12 protein-coding genes, 15 tRNA genes and 2 rRNA genes are annotated in these 17,439 nt (G+C 46.5%); 28 read left to right on the top strand and 1 reads right to left on the bottom strand.

Going from position 1 to position 17,439, the window contains the following annotated elements; translation table 11 throughout:
* Positions 1 to 100: 100 nt before the first annotated feature.
* From MHI48_RS25680 to MHI48_RS25595, 18 genes are all read left to right on the top strand, one after another.
* A 23S ribosomal RNA gene (locus tag MHI48_RS25680) occupies positions 101 to 3,026 on the top strand.
* A gap of 78 nt (positions 3,027 to 3,104) precedes the next feature.
* Positions 3,105 to 3,221, top strand: a 5S ribosomal RNA gene (gene rrf / locus MHI48_RS25675).
* Positions 3,222 to 3,304: 83 nt separating this feature from the next.
* A tRNA-Asn gene (locus MHI48_RS25670) sits at positions 3,305 to 3,380 on the top strand.
* 4 nt (positions 3,381 to 3,384) lie between these two features.
* Positions 3,385 to 3,456: transfer RNA gene (locus MHI48_RS25665), tRNA-Glu, on the top strand.
* Positions 3,457 to 3,462: 6 nt separating this feature from the next.
* Positions 3,463 to 3,538 (top strand) — tRNA-Val (locus tag MHI48_RS25660).
* A 17-nt stretch (positions 3,539 to 3,555) separates the two neighbouring features.
* A tRNA-Met gene (locus MHI48_RS25655) sits at positions 3,556 to 3,629 on the top strand.
* Positions 3,630 to 3,656: 27 nt separating this feature from the next.
* Positions 3,657 to 3,734, top strand: a tRNA-Asp gene (locus MHI48_RS25650).
* A gap of 95 nt (positions 3,735 to 3,829) precedes the next feature.
* A tRNA-Phe gene (locus tag MHI48_RS25645) sits at positions 3,830 to 3,905 on the top strand.
* A gap of 20 nt (positions 3,906 to 3,925) precedes the next feature.
* Positions 3,926 to 4,001: transfer RNA gene (locus MHI48_RS25640), tRNA-Thr, on the top strand.
* Between the two features lie 9 nt (positions 4,002 to 4,010).
* A tRNA-Tyr gene (locus tag MHI48_RS25635) sits at positions 4,011 to 4,096 on the top strand.
* A gap of 6 nt (positions 4,097 to 4,102) precedes the next feature.
* Positions 4,103 to 4,176: transfer RNA gene (locus MHI48_RS25630), tRNA-Trp, on the top strand.
* A 29-nt stretch (positions 4,177 to 4,205) separates the two neighbouring features.
* Positions 4,206 to 4,278, top strand: a tRNA-His gene (locus MHI48_RS25625).
* A 22-nt stretch (positions 4,279 to 4,300) separates the two neighbouring features.
* A tRNA-Gln gene (locus MHI48_RS25620) sits at positions 4,301 to 4,375 on the top strand.
* 4 nt (positions 4,376 to 4,379) lie between these two features.
* A tRNA-Gly gene (locus tag MHI48_RS25615) sits at positions 4,380 to 4,454 on the top strand.
* 6 nt (positions 4,455 to 4,460) lie between these two features.
* A tRNA-Cys gene (locus MHI48_RS25610) sits at positions 4,461 to 4,534 on the top strand.
* Positions 4,535 to 4,540: 6 nt separating this feature from the next.
* A tRNA-Leu gene (locus MHI48_RS25605) sits at positions 4,541 to 4,619 on the top strand.
* A gap of 183 nt (positions 4,620 to 4,802) precedes the next feature.
* Entirely contained in the window at positions 4,803 to 5,729 is a 927-nt protein-coding gene (locus tag MHI48_RS25600) for a bifunctional 2-polyprenyl-6-hydroxyphenol methylase/3-demethylubiquinol 3-O-methyltransferase UbiG (protein ID WP_083677482.1), read from the top strand.
* Between the two features lie 348 nt (positions 5,730 to 6,077).
* Positions 6,078 to 6,158, top strand: a tRNA-Asn gene (locus tag MHI48_RS25595).
* A gap of 56 nt (positions 6,159 to 6,214) precedes the next feature.
* On the opposite strand, the gene MHI48_RS25590 is transcribed toward MHI48_RS25595, so the two are convergent.
* Entirely contained in the window at positions 6,215 to 8,605 is a 2,391-nt protein-coding gene (locus MHI48_RS25590; RefSeq protein ID WP_076328934.1) for a helix-turn-helix domain-containing protein, read from the bottom strand.
* Positions 8,606 to 9,161: 556 nt separating this feature from the next.
* Here MHI48_RS25590 and MHI48_RS25585 point away from each other — a divergent pair.
* The 10 genes from MHI48_RS25585 to zwf all read left to right on the top strand — a co-directional run bounded on the left by MHI48_RS25585 (position 9,162) and on the right by zwf (position 17,130).
* The gene (locus MHI48_RS25585; RefSeq protein WP_017692311.1) at positions 9,162 to 9,470 is read left to right on the top strand and encodes a LiaF transmembrane domain-containing protein; all 309 of its coding nucleotides are present in this window, start codon (positions 9,162 to 9,164) and stop codon (positions 9,468 to 9,470) included.
* A 35-nt stretch (positions 9,471 to 9,505) separates the two neighbouring features.
* Positions 9,506 to 10,177: a PspA/IM30 family protein gene (locus MHI48_RS25580; protein WP_017692312.1), complete on the top strand. Its 672-nt coding sequence runs from the start codon at positions 9,506 to 9,508 to the stop codon at positions 10,175 to 10,177.
* A gap of 5 nt (positions 10,178 to 10,182) precedes the next feature.
* Positions 10,183 to 10,416: a PspC domain-containing protein gene (locus MHI48_RS25575; RefSeq protein WP_036673255.1), complete on the top strand. Its 234-nt coding sequence runs from the start codon at positions 10,183 to 10,185 to the stop codon at positions 10,414 to 10,416.
* Between the two features lie 17 nt (positions 10,417 to 10,433).
* Complete coding sequence (locus MHI48_RS25570; protein ID WP_017692314.1) at positions 10,434 to 10,943, top strand: PspC domain-containing protein; 510 nt, start codon at positions 10,434 to 10,436, stop codon at positions 10,941 to 10,943.
* Position 10,944: 1 nt separating this feature from the next.
* Positions 10,945 to 11,652, top strand: a complete 708-nt coding sequence (locus MHI48_RS25565; protein ID WP_017692315.1) for a PspA/IM30 family protein — start codon at positions 10,945 to 10,947, stop codon at positions 11,650 to 11,652.
* A gap of 150 nt (positions 11,653 to 11,802) precedes the next feature.
* Positions 11,803 to 12,450: a cell wall-active antibiotics response protein LiaF gene (liaF, locus tag MHI48_RS25560; protein ID WP_036605686.1), complete on the top strand. Its 648-nt coding sequence runs from the start codon at positions 11,803 to 11,805 to the stop codon at positions 12,448 to 12,450.
* 31 nt (positions 12,451 to 12,481) lie between these two features.
* Positions 12,482 to 13,597, top strand: coding sequence for a sensor histidine kinase (locus MHI48_RS25555; protein WP_036605687.1), 1,116 nt, complete (start codon positions 12,482 to 12,484; stop codon positions 13,595 to 13,597).
* Positions 13,539 to 14,207, top strand: coding sequence for a response regulator transcription factor (locus tag MHI48_RS25550; protein ID WP_091020933.1), 669 nt, complete (start codon positions 13,539 to 13,541; stop codon positions 14,205 to 14,207). The genes MHI48_RS25555 and MHI48_RS25550 overlap by 59 nt, the downstream gene beginning before the upstream one ends.
* 407 nt (positions 14,208 to 14,614) lie before the next feature.
* Positions 14,615 to 15,364: a YwmB family TATA-box binding protein gene (locus MHI48_RS25545; RefSeq protein ID WP_405142173.1), complete on the top strand. Its 750-nt coding sequence runs from the start codon at positions 14,615 to 14,617 to the stop codon at positions 15,362 to 15,364.
* Positions 15,365 to 15,579: 215 nt separating this feature from the next.
* On the top strand, positions 15,580 to 17,130 hold the full coding sequence (zwf, locus tag MHI48_RS25540) for a glucose-6-phosphate dehydrogenase (RefSeq protein ID WP_076328936.1): 1,551 nt from the start codon (positions 15,580 to 15,582) through the stop codon (positions 17,128 to 17,130).
* Positions 17,131 to 17,439 lie beyond the last annotated feature (309 nt).

Below are 17,439 nucleotides of genomic sequence, written 5' to 3'. Positions count from 1 at the left end.
AAGGTAGTTAAATTGCTTTTGTGATGGTATCGGGTGAGAGCGACTTTTGGCTTTGCGCAAGCAAAACAAGGGAAGCGAGCGACCGAAACCGGAACAAAATGGTTAAGCTACTAAGAGCACACGGAGGATGCCTAGGCGCTAGGAGCCGATGAAGGACGTGGCGAACAACGAAACTGCCTCGGGGAGCTGTAAGCAAGCTTTGATCCGGGGGTGTCCGAATGGGGAAACCCAGCTGGGGTAATTTCCAGTTACTCACAACTGAATACATAGGTTGTGTAGAGGCATACCAGGGGAACTGAAACATCTAAGTACCCTGAGGAAGAGAAAACAATAGTGATTCCGTCAGTAGCGGCGAGCGAACGCGGAGAAGCCCAAACCAAAGAGCTTGCTCTTTGGGGTTGTGGGACGTCTCACATGGAGTTACAAAGGAACCGGTTAAGCGAAGAGGTCTGGAAAGGCCCGCCAAAGAAGGTAAAAGCCCTGTAGTTGAAAGTTGGTTCCCTCCGAGACGGATCCCGAGTAGTGCGGGGCACGTGAAACCCCGTATGAATCCGGCAGGACCATCTGCCAAGGCTAAATACTTCCTAGCGACCGATAGTGAAGCAGTACCGTGAGGGAAAGGTGAAAAGCACCCCGGAAGGGGAGTGAAATAGAACCTGAAACCGTGTGCTTACAAAAAGTCAGAGCCCGTTTTAGGGGTGATGGCGTGCCTTTTGTAGAATGAACCGGCGAGTTACGTTCCCGTGCAAGGTTAAGGTGAAGAGCCGGAGCCGCAGCGAAAGCGAGTCTGAATAGGGCGATGTAGTACGTGGACGTAGACCCGAAACCGGGTGATCTACCCCTGTCCAGGGTGAAGGTGCGGTAACACGCACTGGAGGCCCGAACCCACGCATGTTGAAAAATGCGGGGATGAGGTGGGGGTAGCGGAGAAATTCCAATCGAACTCGGAGATAGCTGGTTCTCCCCGAAATAGCTTTAGGGCTAGCCTCGGAAAACAGAGTCGTGGAGGTAGAGCACTGATTGGGTGCGGGGCCCGCAAGGGTTACCAAGCTCAGTCAAACTCCGAATGCCATAGACTTACTTCCGGGAGTCAGACAGTGAGTGCTAAGATCCATTGTCAAAAGGGAAACAGCCCAGACCATCAGCTAAGGTCCCCAAGTGTGTGTTAAGTGGGAAAGGATGTGGAGTTGCACAGACAACCAGGATGTTGGCTTAGAAGCAGCCACCATTGAAAGAGTGCGTAATAGCTCACTGGTCGAGTGACTCTGCGCCGAAAATGTAACGGGGCTAAACACACCACCGAAGCTATGGCTTGATGCTTTGCATCAGGGGTAGGGGAGCGTTGTATAAGGGTTGAAGGTGTACCGTAAGGAGCGCTGGACATTATACAAGTGAGAATGCCGGTATGAGTAACGAAAAGATCAGTGAGAATCTGATCCGCCGAAAGCCTAAGGGTTCCTGAGGAAGGCTCGTCCGCTCAGGGTAAGTCGGGACCTAAGGCGAGGCCGAAAGGCGTAGTCGAAGGACAACAGGTCGAAATTCCTGTACCACCGTAAGCCGTTATGAGCAATGGGGGGACGCAGTAGGGTAGTGACGCGGACTGATGGATGTCCGTCTAAGCAGTAAGGCTGATGTGTAGGCAAATCCGCACATTGTAAGGCTGAGCTGTGATGGGGAGCGAAAATTGTAGTAGCGAAGGTCATGATCTCACACTGCCAAGAAAAGCCTCTAGCCAGGTGATGGTGCCCGTACCGCAAACCGACACAGGTAGGCGAGAAGAGTATTCTAAGGCGCGCGGAAGAACTCTCGTTAAGGAACTCGGCAAAATGACCCCGTAACTTCGGGAGAAGGGGTGCCCCGGTAGTGTGAATAGCACGAGGGGGCCGCAGTGAAAAGGCCCAAGCGACTGTTTAGCAAAAACACAGGTCTGTGCGAAGCCGTAAGGCGAAGTATACGGGCTGACGCCTGCCCGGTGCTGGAAGGTTAAGGGGAGTGGTTAGGAGCAATCCGAAGCTGTGAACCGAAGCCCCAGTAAACGGCGGCCGTAACTATAACGGTCCTAAGGTAGCGAAATTCCTTGTCAGGTAAATTCTGACCCGCACGAATGGCGTAACGACTTGGGCGCTGTCTCAACGAGAGATCCGGTGAAATTTTAATACCTGTGAAGATGCAGGTTACCCGCGACAAGACGGAAAGACCCCATGGAGCTTTACTGCAGCTTGATATTGAATTTGGGTACGATCTGTACAGGATAGGTGGGAGCCTTTGAAGCATGAGCGCCAGCTTGTGTGGAGGCAACGTTGGGATACCACCCTGATCGTATCTAGGTTCTAACCTGGTACCGTAATCCGGTGCGGGGACAGTGTCAGGTGGGCAGTTTGACTGGGGCGGTCGCCTCCTAAAGAGTAACGGAGGCGCCCAAAGGTTCCCTCAGAATGGTTGGAAATCATTCGAAGAGTGCAAAGGCATAAGGGAGCTTGACTGCGAGACCTACAAGTCGAGCAGGGACGAAAGTCGGGCTTAGTGATCCGGTGGTACCGCATGGAAGGGCCATCGCTCAACGGATAAAAGCTACCCTGGGGATAACAGGCTTATCTCCCCCAAGAGTCCACATCGACGGGGAGGTTTGGCACCTCGATGTCGGCTCATCGCATCCTGGGGCTGAAGTAGGTCCCAAGGGTTGGGCTGTTCGCCCATTAAAGCGGTACGCGAGCTGGGTTCAGAACGTCGTGAGACAGTTCGGTCCCTATCTGTCGTGGGCGTAGGAAATTTGAGAGGAGCTGTCCTTAGTACGAGAGGACCGGGATGGACGTACCGCTGGTGTACCAGTTGTTCCGCCAGGAGCACCGCTGGGTAGCTATGTACGGACGGGATAAACGCTGAAAGCATCTAAGCGTGAAGCCCCCCTCAAGATGAGATTTCCCAGTATGTAAGACCCCTTGAAGACGACGAGGTAGATAGGCTGGGGGTGGAAGTGCAGCAATGCATGGAGCTGACCAGTACTAATCGGTCGAGGGCTTATCCAATAGCAAGTTGTAATTCGCATGTTTCGTTTCGAATCTAGTTTTCAGAGAACGATCTCTGAATGTAAGCTATGCTATGCGTTTGGTGGCGATGGCGGAGGGGTTCCACACGTACCCATCCCGAACACGACCGTTAAGCCCTCTAGCGCCGATGGTACTTGGACCGCAGGGTCCTGGGAGAGTAGGACGCCGCCAAGCGAACTCTTTCATCATACATAGAAAACAGGCTCTGCATGTTGATGTTGTACGATGAATTGCATTTGCAGTGCAAATGCATATATTCCCTGATAGCTCAGTTGGTAGAGCACTCGACTGTTAATCGAGTTGTCACAGGTTCGAGCCCTGTTCGGGGAGCCATTAGGGCCCGTTGGTCAAGGGGTTAAGACACCTCCCTTTCACGGAGGTAACAGGGGTTCGAATCCCCTACGGGTCATATTATGGAGGCTTAGCTCAGCTGGGAGAGCATCTGCCTTACAAGCAGAGGGTCGGGGGTTCGATCCCCTCAGCCTCCACCATATAAACTTTATAACGACGCGGGGTGGAGCAGCCCGGTAGCTCGTCGGGCTCATAACCCGAAGGCCGCAGGTTCAAATCCTGCCCCCGCAATTATACTTTCCTTTGAGAAAGTGATCTGGAACCGTGGTGTAGTTGGCCTAACATGCCTGCCTGTCACGCAGGAGATCGCGGGTTCGAATCCCGTCGGTTCCGCCATTTAATCTTTACATGAGGCAAACTGTTCACTACATCTGCTGTATGGCACTGATGCCCTATATAAAGTGTAAGGAATTAAGATTAGACTTTATTATGGCTCGGTAGCTCAGTCGGTAGAGCAGAGGACTGAAAATCCTCGTGTCGGCGGTTCGATTCCGTCCCGAGCCACCATTTTTAAAATAATTTAATAAGCCGGTGTAGCTCAACTGGTAGAGCAACTGACTTGTAATCAGTAGGTTGGGGGTTCAAGTCCTCTCGCCGGCACCATTTAATCCTGGAGGATTAGCGAAGTGGCCAAACGCATCAGACTGTAAATCTGCTCCCGTACGGGTTCGGTGGTTCGAATCCATCATCCTCCACCAGTTTTTAGGGGCATAGTTTAAAGGTAGAACAACGGTCTCCAAAACCGTTGGTGTGGGTTCAATTCCTGCTGCCCCTGCCAATTAAATTTTTAGAAATTAACCTTTTATGGCGGTCGTGGCGAAGTGGTTAACGCACCGGTTTGTGGATCCGGCATTCGGGGGTTCAATTCCCCTCGATCGCCCCTTTGTTTTTTCATTTTTTATTGGGGATTAGCCAAGCGGTAAGGCAACGGACTTTGACTCCGTCATGCATAGGTTCAAATCCTATATCCCCAGCCATTATGCGGACGTGGCTCAGCGGTAGAGCATCGCCTTGCCAAGGCGAGGGTCGCGGGTTCGATTCCCGTCGTCCGCTCCAAAATATGGCGCCATAGCCAAGTGGTAAGGCACAGCTCTGCAAAAGCTTTATCCCCAGTTCGAATCTGGGTGGCGCCTCCAGCATATGCCGGCGTGGCGGAATGGCAGACGCGCTCGACTCAAAATCGAGTGGGAAACCGTGGAGGTTCGAGTCCTCTCGCCGGTATATTGAATAGCCCTACATGTTGCTTATGCAATGTGTAGGGCTATTTTTATTTTATATGAAACGATTTATGTGCAGTAAGAAAATCTAGAGTAAGAGAAGATGGACGTTAATAAAGATTGACGTATGATTATATTGAGTATATTGTAGATAAGTAAAGTCTTTAATATGGAGGAGTGAAGTAGAGTGACTAATGGAAAAAATGTATCGGATACCGATCTGTTATTTGATCTTTCTGTATGGGAAGAGGCATGGAAGAATCGTCCGAGAAGTTCAAAATATAAGAAGAAAAGCGCCCCCTTTAATATAGAAGAAGCTTTTGAGCGATGGGCCAGGGATTATCATGCACAGTCGTTCACCGAAGAAGGAAAGCAGCGTTCTGAACGCATTATGGGCTGGATTGAAAACCAGGGTGTGGAATTTGCAGGGTTATCCATTTTGGACATTGGAGCAGCCTCAGGCATATTTACCATTCCTTTTGCGGAAAAGGGGGCAAGTGTGACGGCAGTTGAGCCTTCTGAGTTGCTTGTCTCCCTTATGAAAGAGACGATACCTCCAGCTCTGGAATCCAAAATCGAAATCGTAAACGAACGATATGAGGAAATCTCTATTCAGGATAAAGGCTGGGAGAAGAAATATGACTTTGCATTTGCATCCATGTGTCCAGCGATGTCGGATTGGGAAACGATTGAGCAGGCGATCAATTGTGCCCGGAAGTATGTGTATATAAGTACTATGGCGGGACAGAAGGAACACACACTAATGGATGAACTTAAGGATGTACTGGGTGTAACTTCTTCACACAAGGTCGATGATATGGGGTATATCCAACAGTTGCTGTATTTGAAGGGTTATTCTTATACGATGATCATTACGAGAGAAGTTAACTCATTTGAAGTACCGGTGGAAGAGATTATCGAGAAGCTGCCAGAATGGCTTAATACGTATGAGTTACCATCGGATGAAGATTCCCTCAGATTGGCTGAGGATTACATTAGCGATACGTACAAGGATAGTACTGTGACCTTCTCACGTGGAGGAAGATTTGGTAAAATTCTAATTCAACTTGAACAGCCCAATATGAAAACAGTTCGCACTAAGGATAAGCGATAAATCGCATAAGCGTGGCACGTGTACTGATAATCAGGAATTGAGACTGAGACAATGTAGTCTAACGTCTAAGATGGCACTAGGAAGCATCACAACGCTGTGCCAAAAGATGAACGTTTGAAACATATGAAGTTAAGATTATAGAAGTGAAATTGTAAGTGAAGGGAGCAGATATGTGCTCCCTCTTTTTTTGAAGCGAATAATTAATTGAACAAAATCCTCGGTTACTTGAAGATGTTAAGCTGCTTCATGAGAATGCGCATGGGCTAAAGCCAACCTTAATTCAAAAATCGAGACAACGAAAAAACAAAACACAGACCTCGTTTTCAGAGAATGATCTCTGAAGCATATTCCCTGATAGTTCAGTTGGTAGAGTACTCGACGGTTAATTGAATTGTCACAGGTCCGAGCCCTGGCCCTGTTCGGGAGCCATATGGATAGGTATTTGAGCTGGCTGAAGGAGTACGACTTACAATCGTGCTCCTTGTCTAATTTTTGTTCGATACTTCTGCTTTTTGCTTACGCTCCCGATACTGGCCGGGGGTGATCCCTTCCCATTTACGGAATGATCGGATAAAGTTTTGCGGATTATTGTACCGAAGTCGTGCTGCGATATCTTTAACGGTTAGATCACTTTCGTCCAGCCATTTTTTAGCGATGTTAAATCGGTACTTGGTCAGATATTCACTAAATGCACAGCCTGTCTCTTTGCGGAAAACACTACTTAAGTAGTTGGCATTGTAGTGAAGCTTCAAGGCACATTCCTCAAGCGTCAGATCCTTATCATAATCTTGATGAATCATGGCAATCATTTTCTCAGATATATGCTGATACTGGGCATATTGTCTCGCTTTAAAAACCTGAATGACGGGCAAGATGACTTGATATTTAAACCAATCCTCAACTTCAGCAGCGTACTGCAAACTATGAAGTTCATGAAACATCGAGCCACGACCTTGGGAGATCTGTCCGAGTCGTATGCCGGATTCCTGAGTCATTTGCAAAATATGCGTGAGCAGCCTCGTAAGAGCCACCTCATACTCCTCGGGTGTAACCTCCATACCAAAGATTACTTCAAGCAGTTGTTTCAGAAGAGCAGAGGCCTGAACTTCATCCGCACTTTGAATAGCTTGGATCAACGAATATTCCAATGATTCCGGGTAGGTCATGGACCAAGTGGGAGTGTAATGATCTATGTTCTCATATTGAAAAATAATGCCTGTTCCCAGCTTCATCCGATGCCTCAGTGCTTCCAAGGCTTCTGTGTAAGCTTGAGGGATGTGATGTAGAGAGCTGTGCGACTGGCTGAATCCTATACTGACTTGAAGAGCTAGAATCTTATCCATCTGTTGTTGTAACTGGTCTGTTAATACATATAGCTGCTGTGAAAAAATAAACTGATCCTGTTCAACGGTCCCAATCACCGTGACTACCGTATGTTCCAGCACAATGGGAAGCAATTGTTGGTTATGCACAACCGTTTCCTCCAATATATTTTGAATAGCGAATAATAAGAGATCACGATCACTAGCTCTATATTTTGTATGATTAACAAGATCGGCCTGTAGTGTAATAACAGCAATTTGTTGCCATTCCCGAACCTGATGCGTGTAGCCATATTCATTCAGGGCGTCATGAAGAGTATGAACAGGGATCTTACCCTGGAACAGATTCATCATAAAATGATTGCGAATCTGCAATAGATGCACATTAAGTGTGTTCTCTAATTGGGAGTGAGAGGCAGATAATTGTGAGACCCCTGCTCTGATCTGTTCGAACTCATCAGAAAATGGTGGTGATTGCTGAGCTACCGTGTTTCCTTCTTTGGACAGGTGGTTGTCACCAAGTTGGGTTAAAAGTTTACGAATCGGGACATGCATTCGCTTGGAGCCGAGCCAGGCGAGTAATAATGAAAGTAAAAGTAAGCAGATACTGATATACAAGGTGTGTAATCCGATATCGATATATTCTTGTGTCAGAATATTGGTAGGTGAGATTAGCACATAAGTCCATCCCTTTAAGGTAGAAGGGCTATACGTCAGGGAATAATGTGTATCGGCGATCTTAGCTTCCCGTTTTTCAAAGCCTGTTGAAAATGTGATGGGTGATAGTTTGGTTATGTTGGCTTCCGTATCCCGATCCTGTAATCCAATGGCAGACAACGGTTGTCCAATGTATACAGGATCGGGATGCACCAAGATACGTTGTTCCCGATTCAAAATGATCAGTCCAGAGGCAGCATTGCCTATGGAGGCTTCTCCTAGTGTATTTTGCAAAGAACATGCAGGAATTCCGGCAATCAATGCAGCGTCGGATGACGTATTCAGATTCGGAATAGATCTCGCAAGGGCAATATGATAAATACAGCCTGTACCGGGTGAGCGCTCGTCATTACTGAACACCGATGAAGGGGAGAGCTGCCATCCAGAGGTTAACGTATCCGATATCAATTCCTTCATGGGAAGAGCCAGTGGAAAATCCGTATTACGATATAATCCGGCATGATCAATAAGCCAATTCTGAGATTGATTCACCAGAGTAATATCCAGCAAAGGTTCCCATGACCTCATATTCTGAAATTCGCTCTGTAGCTTGTCGGCAAGCAAAGGCCCTTTCCCCTCTAGTGAAGAAGAAGCAGACAGGGAGCGGAGGGTTACTGGAGAGCGAACGGCCTGATCAAGCATATAACTGACTGTAGCAAGTTTGTGCTCTACGTTGGATTGCATTTGTTCCAGCAACTGTCTGTTGGCCTGCGTACGATGCAGCTCAGTTTGGTTTGATGAATAGATAAATGCGGCAATTCCCGTTAACAAAATGGGCAGGGTGCTTAACAGGATTCCGAAGATGATCATTTTATGGAGATAGCTGATTGGTCGCACAGTTTCAGTTCCACCCCTGACATTAGAAATAGTAACACTTTCTATTTTAGTAAACGCTTACATATAGAACAATCTAAATTTTGTTTATTTGGATAAATAAGTAATTTAACAAAAGTGTATAGAAGTAGAGATAAGGGATTGCTGATAGATGATTTTGCAGAAAAGGCTAGAGAAATGGCTTGGACTGACTATCCAATACGGAATCATGAGAAACGAAATTGCAGTGTGAACGTAAATAGAGACATGGACAACATTCTCTCTACAGGTCGATATCTGCTAAAGGGTAGCCTGAATACGGGGAATAGAAGGTATCTGGAGTGCTATTCAGCTTAGGTGGAACGTTGGTCTTATATAGGGACAGTCAAAGGTCCAACTAGATCCCCGACCTGAGTCTAGGATGAAAAACCGTCCACGGTCTGTTTTGAAAAGTCGCGGAATCCCCTAGAATAAGGACATAAGGTTAAACAAGAAACACGGAAACAAAAAACAAGAAACAAACGAACAAATGACTCAACACATTAAAAGGAACGAATGGAAAGGGCGGTGAACAACAATTATGAGATTGAATAAGGGAAATGGCTGGGCGATTGTATTGATTGCGCTGGGTGCACTACTCCTCTTCGGAAAGTTAACTCCACTTCTTGGACACTTAATGGGTTATCTGATTCCGGTCCTGATGATTGCACTGGGATACTACGGAGTTAAACGAGGGAATGTGATGCTTGGCTGGATTGTTCTCATCATCGGTATCATCTCACTGATGGGTAAACTGGCATGGTTGATCGGACCGATCATCGCGATCGGGTTAATCATCTTTGGTATCTCAATGCTAAGCAATAACCGCAGTCGTCGTGGTCGGTACTAAGCTTTCACGATTATGAAAAGGAGGGACAGAACATAATGAGTGTATTTCGTCGAATGCGGGATATTACCGTAGCTAATCTGAACGAACATTTGGAGCAAAGTCAGGACCCAGTCAAACTGATTGATCAGTTCCTGGTCTCGACCCGCCAAGACATCGGTGAAGCCGAGAAACTTCGTCATCAATATGCAAGCCATACCAGACAAATGAAACAACAAGCCGATCAGGCAGCAGGTATGGTGAACAAACGGGAAGAACAGGCTTCCATGGCTCTGAAAGCAGGGGAAGAACATCTCGCTAAGCTGGCCTTGCAGGAGAAAATCCTCCACGAGGAAAAAATGGAACAGTACAATGAATTGTATGCACAAAGTTATGCGGCATTACAGGAGTTGGATGAACAGATCGACCAGCTGAAGGTTGAATATCAGAATGTATACAGCAAACGCCAATATTACTACGCTCGTATGCAGACGATTCAGTTACAGCAACGTATGAACCAGAGAGGCAATCACAACGGTCAGAATGTACCCCGTATGTTTAACCGACTGGATGATCAAGTCTCTGATCTCGAATATGAAGCACAAAGTCTCCGCGATATCCGGCGGATGAATCAAGATGGTTCAGGAGTGACTGGCAGCATGTCATCCTCTACGCTGGATAAGGAACTGGAACGCTTAAGACAGAAATTGAACAATGACAGAAAGGAGTAGTCACAATGAATAAATTATACCGCTCGGCGCGTAATCGAAGGCTAACAGGTTTGATCGGTGGCATTTCTGAAAATCTCGGATTGAGTACCACGCTGCTACGTATCATTTTCTTCATCAGTATTTTCGCTACGGGAGGTACATCATTGTTGATCTACTTCATCGCTGCATTGGTGGTACCAAAGGAATCCAATCACGTTGATCCATATGCTTATGATTCCAACGTAAGAGGATACAAGTAAACGAAAGGAGCAAGCACATGAGCAAATTATACCGCTCAACGCGTGACCGGATGTTAACCGGCTTGTGCGGCGGAATTTCCGAAACCATCGGAATGGATTCCACCCTGCTGCGTATCATCTTTGTTATCAGTATCTTCGTAACTGGCGGCACGTCGTTGTTAATATACTTTATTGCAGCACTGGTGGTACCAAAAGAACCGTATCCGCCTTATGATCCATATGGCTACGGTCCGGGCCAAGGCCCTGGTCCTGGCAGAGGATACGACAACTATGATCATCAGCCACCAAGAGGTCCTTTTCAAAATAATCACAACCAACAAGGTCCTGGTAACTTCGGTCCCGGCCCTGGATTCAACGGCAGACCTCAATCTGGTCCCCGTTCTTATGACAACAACGCCTACGGAGCAGGAGCACCGCAAGAAAGTGAACTTGATTCCATGATGAAAGATATCGAGAAAAAAGCACTGAAAAAAGAAGTTGAAGAGCTTCGCCAAAAATTATCTCGTTACGAGAAGGGAGAAAAGTAAAATGGGAGTATTTAAACGGATTAAGGATATGACGAAAGCATCGGTAAATGATATGTTGGATAAAGTAGAGGACCCGATTGTAATGTTGAACCAGTACTTGCGTGATATGGAGGCTGAGATTCATGAGGCAGAGGTAACTGTTGCTAAACAAATGGCAAATGAGCGCCGCATGAAACAACGTTTGGATGAAGCGGAGCGTACTTCGGTACAACGTGAGTCCCAAGCAGAAGCTGCTCTGTCTAACGGTCAGGAAGAAGTGGCACGCAAATTGTTGGAAGAGAAAATCTACTTTGATCAAAAAATTACGGAGTACAGCGAACTGCATGCACAGTCCGAAGCACAAGCAAAAGATCTGTTGCAACAGTTGCATGATATGAAAGATGAGTTCTACAAAATGCGTAACAAACGTAATGAACTTGTATCCCGTGCACAAATGGCAAAAGCTAAAAAACAAATGTCTTCCATCAACAGCTTGCATTCGATCGAAAGTGGCGGCGCATCACTTGGATTCCACCGCATGGAAGAGAAAATCATGCAACTGGAAGCTGAGGCTGACGTAGCTCGTGCACCTTATCGCAACACATCATCCACGTATACGAATCCTGTAGATGTGGAAAAACAATTCAAAGTGGATCAGCAATTACAAGCCCTCAAAAATAAAATGGGCAATGGTTCCAAGAATGAAGCGAACGGAACTTCAAAAGAATAACTGTTCGCTTAGTGGACAATATGATATTCTATAAATCGTGTATAATGTACGGTTGGTAGAACAAAAGTTAAGCCATACAGGACTTCATTGCCTGGTATGGCTTTTCCGTTGAATAAAGAGAGATTAACTTACAGAGGAGGTGCGGCGGGGATGAATCAAAAGAGTAAATGGCTTGCAGTTGTCATTATGATTATTGGCACAATGATGTTATTGAATGACAATATTAACTTCCTGACCGCTGCCGCACTGATTCTGTTAACGGTTGGAATGCTTCAAGTCCGCAATGGGGATACCCGCAAAGGTCATCGGTATCTTGGCATTGGTGCGGCACTGTTATTGCTGGATAATTTAATGATTGTATTTTTGATTGTACTGGCTTCTTTAGCTTACTTTTATTCGAAAAACAAAAAGATTCATCTGGACGAAGGCGTTATGAAGAAACAGAATTTCATGGCTCGGTACTACTGGGATCAATCATCCTGGACGTTACGTAGTATGAGTCTGTGGCATGCCATAGGTGAGGTTAACGCGGATCTATCTCTTTCGATTCCGGAGGAGAAACAAACAATTGTGCTGCTGCAAGGAGTTATGGGTAATGTTCGCCTTACACTACCAGAAGATTATGGTGTGGAGATTGAAGCATCGGTTCTTTTCGGCCGGATTAATCTTCTTGGAGAACAAGATAGCGGCATGATGAACAAATTAGTATGGAGAACGCCTGGATATGAATCCAGTGAACATAAAGCAAAATTTGTCATTTCTTATATTGTTGGCGACCTAAACATCAGTAATCCGTAGTAAAATAGATGAAGAGAAGGAGGAGACCCCGATGAAGACAAAACGACATACCGACATGGTAACCCGAAGTATGGGTGAAGGGATCCTCCTGGTTTTCATTGTGCTAGCTGTTATTTTGTATGTATTGTATACATATGGTTATCTTGCTCCGTTTACAGGCTGGCGGCATCTGATTCAATCGGGTCTGGCCTTATTGCTGCTTCTGATTGGGATTGGTGCGGTCTTTGGGTTCTATCAGAGTTACCGGGTTAAACGCCGGCTTGAACTGCTGCGGGAAACACTTCTACTGTGGGAGAAGGGCTCTCTATCACGCACTGTACCTGATCTGGGCGATGATGATGTGGGCCGTTTAAGTGAGCAACTCGGACGAATCGGCAAAAAGTGGGAAGATCAGATATCTACGCTCCAGCGATTGTCTACTCATAATGCACAGCTTGCTGAACAAGCCAGAATTACGGCTATTGTGGAAGAGCGGCAACGTTTGGCACGGGAACTGCATGATGCGGTATCGCAACAATTGTTTGCGATATCCATGACAGCAACGGCCGTTGGACGGAAGATGGAGAAGGATTTTGAACGTGCTCAGCGGCAGGTGGCTTTGATTGAGGAGATGGCTTCGGTAGCCCAGTCCGAGATGCGTGCGTTACTGTTACATCTGCGTCCAGTCTATCTGGAGGGTAAACATCTCGAACAAGGTCTGCGTGATCTGGTGATGGAACTGAAAACAAAAGTACCCATGGACATTGTGCTCGAAATGGACGAAGACATTGATCTGATCAAAGGCATCGAGAATCATCTGTTCCGGATCGTTCAGGAGGCTATGTCCAATACGTTACGGCATGCAAAAGCGGAAAAAATGGAGATACGGATCCAGCGCCGTACTGATGCGATCCGGGTATTGATTCGTGATGATGGGCAAGGCTTTGATCTGGATGAGAATAAACAAGCTTCTTACGGTCTGGCTAACATGCGTGAACGTGTTACGGAGATTGGCGGGGCCATACATTTTGTAACAGCGCCTGGTAAGGGAACGCGGATTGAGATTACGATACCTTTGATGAACGATGAAAGCGAGGAAGAACATGTCAATGGAACCGGAAGTCGAAACGGAGACGGAAACGTCGATCAAAGTATTGCTCGTGGATGATCATGAGATGGTACGTATTGGTCTTGCAGCGGTACTGGATACCGAAGATGGAATTGAAGTTGTTGGTGAAGCAGGTAGTGGAGAGGAAGGCATTCGGCTCGCACAGGAATATAAGCCTGATGTTGTTCTGATGGATCTGGTTATGGAAGGAATGGACGGCATTGAGGCTACTCGTCAGGTACTTAAAATGTATCCAGAGTGCAAAGTCATTGTATTGACCAGTTACTTGGATGATGAAAAAATGTATCCTGTCATTGAAGCAGGCGCATTCAGTTATCTGTTGAAAACATCAAGAGCCAATGAAGTGGCAGATGCGATTCGCGCAGCAGCTCGCGGGCAATCCGTTCTGGAGTCACAGGTGGCTTCGAAAATGATGAATCGCTTCCGGCAGCCACAGGCAGCAGCTCCTTTGCACGATGAATTAACAGACCGTGAAATGGATGTGCTGCGGTTGCTCGCCAAAGGTAAATCAAATCAGGACATCGCTGATGATCTGATCATTGGTATCAAAACAGTCAAGTTCCATGTTACAAACTTACTGGCAAAATTGGGCGTAGACGACCGTACACAGGCCGCGATCTATGCTTATAAAAATGGACTTGCAGAGTAATAAGAATCATATGTAATAACATAATGAAGCCAAAGAACCGTGCTTTCATGTGCGGAAGTTATAGATAAGAGGACAGAAAGAACCTGAAGAAGCGAAGCTAAAAGCTTTCTGAAAGAAAGCTACTTCGGAAGCATAAACTTCGCCTTTATCCCCGGATTTTTACCTTGAAAAAGGGAATCAAAAAATCTGGGGATAACAGCGATCAGAAGGTTGTTCTGTCATCGGAGTGGCGAGTGTAAATATTGTGTAGTTCAATTTATATAGAAAAGATGAATGGAAAGCTCTGATCTGCCATGCAAGTGGCGGGTGGGGCTTTTTTGTTGTGTGCAGAAGAAGTATAGCAAATATGCGAAAGGGGCATGCTGTTGATAGATTCATAGAATGCAAGAAAGAAGCGGGGGATTCAAATGTTAAATCGTTGGATGACAGCAGGTATATTGGCAATGGCAATCATTATTCTTATCGGTGTGACACAGGTATATGCAGAGAAGAATGAATCCAAAGCAGCCCAACTGGAACAGTTAATCTATACTGCTGACAGCGTGATTGATAATGTGGATCGTCTAGTTATTAAATGGCAAGGAGAAAGCAAGGGAGATGCACAAGCGCAGGCCGTGTTACTGGCTGGTCACTTGGGACTGGAACAACCTGTGCGGGTACGCCAGACGGGTCATGATGTTTACCGTAGTGAAGAGATTGTCGATACAGCTAATGGTGGCGTAGGCATGTTGGTCAATGTCGTCGATACAGGAGACAATGGTTACTATGCCATCGTACAACTCTCAGGGGATGCACACACGGATCGGAAGGCATTAATGACATTACATGAAGAGGTCGATCAACTGCTTGTAGACTCAGGGATGAAGGCAACCTGGAATATGTCTGTGCAAGGTACAGCAGTTACTGCTACTGAACATGATGCGAGTCAGCAACTGGAACTGATCGAAAAACAGCTGTCCACAAAGGTGGATATCGCCTCAGTTGAACGTTATACAGATGTAGCCAGCGGAAGTGTCTCTTATAAGGCGGCTGAGCTGCCCCTATCGATCAAGAGTGGCTCGCACATGTTGAATATGCAACTCGCAGTTCACCAGGTTGGAGACGAGGCCGACAATCGAATTACAGTGGGGTTTCCGGTGATTACGATTGAATATTAAGGAATGGTTTTTTCATGAATTAGGACCCAATATTGAGAATCTTTATCAGAAAAATGAGTTTGAAATAGTGCATCCATTCAGTTGATATGCTAAAATGGCATCACATCCAAGAAGGAACTTGCTGGTAATTGACAGTTGTATGTCGTGCATATATAACACCATTACATAGCTCGGGGAGAGCATGAAGGTTATCTTCCCGGAAGAAAGAGGAGCCCATGGTTGAAAAACAATTGCAAGATGAAGTACAGACACCAGGCGCAGTATTTTTCATTTTTGGAGCAACGGGTGATTTGGCCCGCCGGAAGCTGTTTCCGGCTATCTACAGTCTTTACCGTGAAGGCAAGCTTGCCGAAGACTTTGCGGTTATTGGCGTAGCACGTCGTCCGAGGTCCCCAGAAGAATTCCGGGAAGACATCTATGAATCCATTAAAGAGTTCTGCCGTTATCCAGCGGGGGAACCTGATGAGTGGAACGCTTTTGTCGATCATTTTGAATACAAAGCACTGGATATCAATAATGTGGAAGGATTCAAAGAGCTGCGTGCGCAGACGGAGCATCTGGAATCAAAGTTTAACACGCCGGGGAACCGGCTGTTCTATCTGGCACTGGCACCTGAGCTGTTTGGCAGTGTCTCGTACAGTTTGCGGGACGGTGGTATGTTAGAAAGTAAGGGTTGGAACCGTTTGGTGATCGAAAAACCATTTGGTTATGATCTGCAATCCGCCGAACATCTGAATGAGCAGATTCGTGAGGTATTCCGTGAAGAGGAAATCTATCGTATTGATCATTATCTGGGCAAGGAAATGGTGCAAAATATTGAAGTGATTCGGTTTGGAAATGCTTTTTTTGAACCGCTCTGGAATAACAAACATATTGCCAACGTTCAGATTACGCTTGGTGAAACGGTAGGCGTGGAAGAACGTGGTGGTTATTATGATCACTCCGGTGCACTGCGTGATATGGGGCAGAATCATATGCTCCAGATGCTGACGATGATTGCGATGGAACCGCCGAGTCGCCTATTCCCGGAAGACATTCGGGATGAAAAGGTGAAGGTATTACGCTCTCTACGGGCGTTCACCTCGGATGAGGAAGTGAGCAACAACGTTGTGCGGGGGCAGTATGCCGAAGGGGAGTACCGTGGCAAGCAGCTTCCGGGGTATCGCCAGGAAGACAAGGTTGATCCGCAGTCGAATACGGAGACGTATTTTGCAGCACGTGTATTCGTGGATAATTTCCGCTGGGCGGGTGTGCCATTCTACATTCGGACAGGCAAGCGACTTCCGGTGAAAACGACCGAGATCGTAGTTGAGTTCAAGTCGATGCCAAACAACGTGTACCTTGGGAAAAAGTATAAGCTCGAACCTAACCTGCTGGTCATTCGGGTGAATCCGATGGAAGGCATATATATCAAAATCAATGCCAAGAAACCAGGCTCGGATTCCGAGATTCAGCCACTCGCGATGGATTTCTGTCAGAGCTGCATGATTGGAATTAACTCGCCTGAAGCATATGAACGTCTGCTGCACGATGCGGCAGAAGGGGATTCTACGTACTTCACCCGTTGGGATGAAGTGGCAACAGCCTGGTCTTTTGTGGATCGGATTGCAGCAGCCTGGGGGCAGAATCAAGGAGAGCTTCATACGTACCCTGCTGGAACATGGGGGCCAGAAGCGACAGATAAGCTGCTGGAGCAGGACGGATTCCACTGGTGGCCGGTGAATGGTCAGGATGAGGACAGCGTGATCTGGCAAGTGAATGGTTAGGGTAGGGTAAGGGCATTAACAACAGTATTAACAACATACACAACATGACTGAGCCTGGGGAAATCGCAAATTTTGCGGTGTACCCAGGCTTTTTAGTGGGGGAAAAGGTAGGTATCCATCATAAGGAAATAAGTAATTTAAATTAAGTTGTTGACAAAAAGTAAGTATGTAACTTATACTCAACACATGAGTTAAAGAGTTACGCAAATGACAAACTTCATTCGGGCAAACGTTTCGGATAAGTTATCATTCATGAGATAAAATGTAAACCAGTTGAAGGGGTTTACGTCACAGAGAATCATGAAGAAA

Source organism: Paenibacillus sp. FSL H7-0942, from assembly GCF_045040715.1.
Lineage (GTDB): Bacteria > Bacillota > Bacilli > Paenibacillales > Paenibacillaceae > Paenibacillus > Paenibacillus amylolyticus.
The sequence above is the reverse complement of the archived record's forward strand: the minus strand, read 5'-3'. Positions and strand labels throughout refer to the sequence as shown.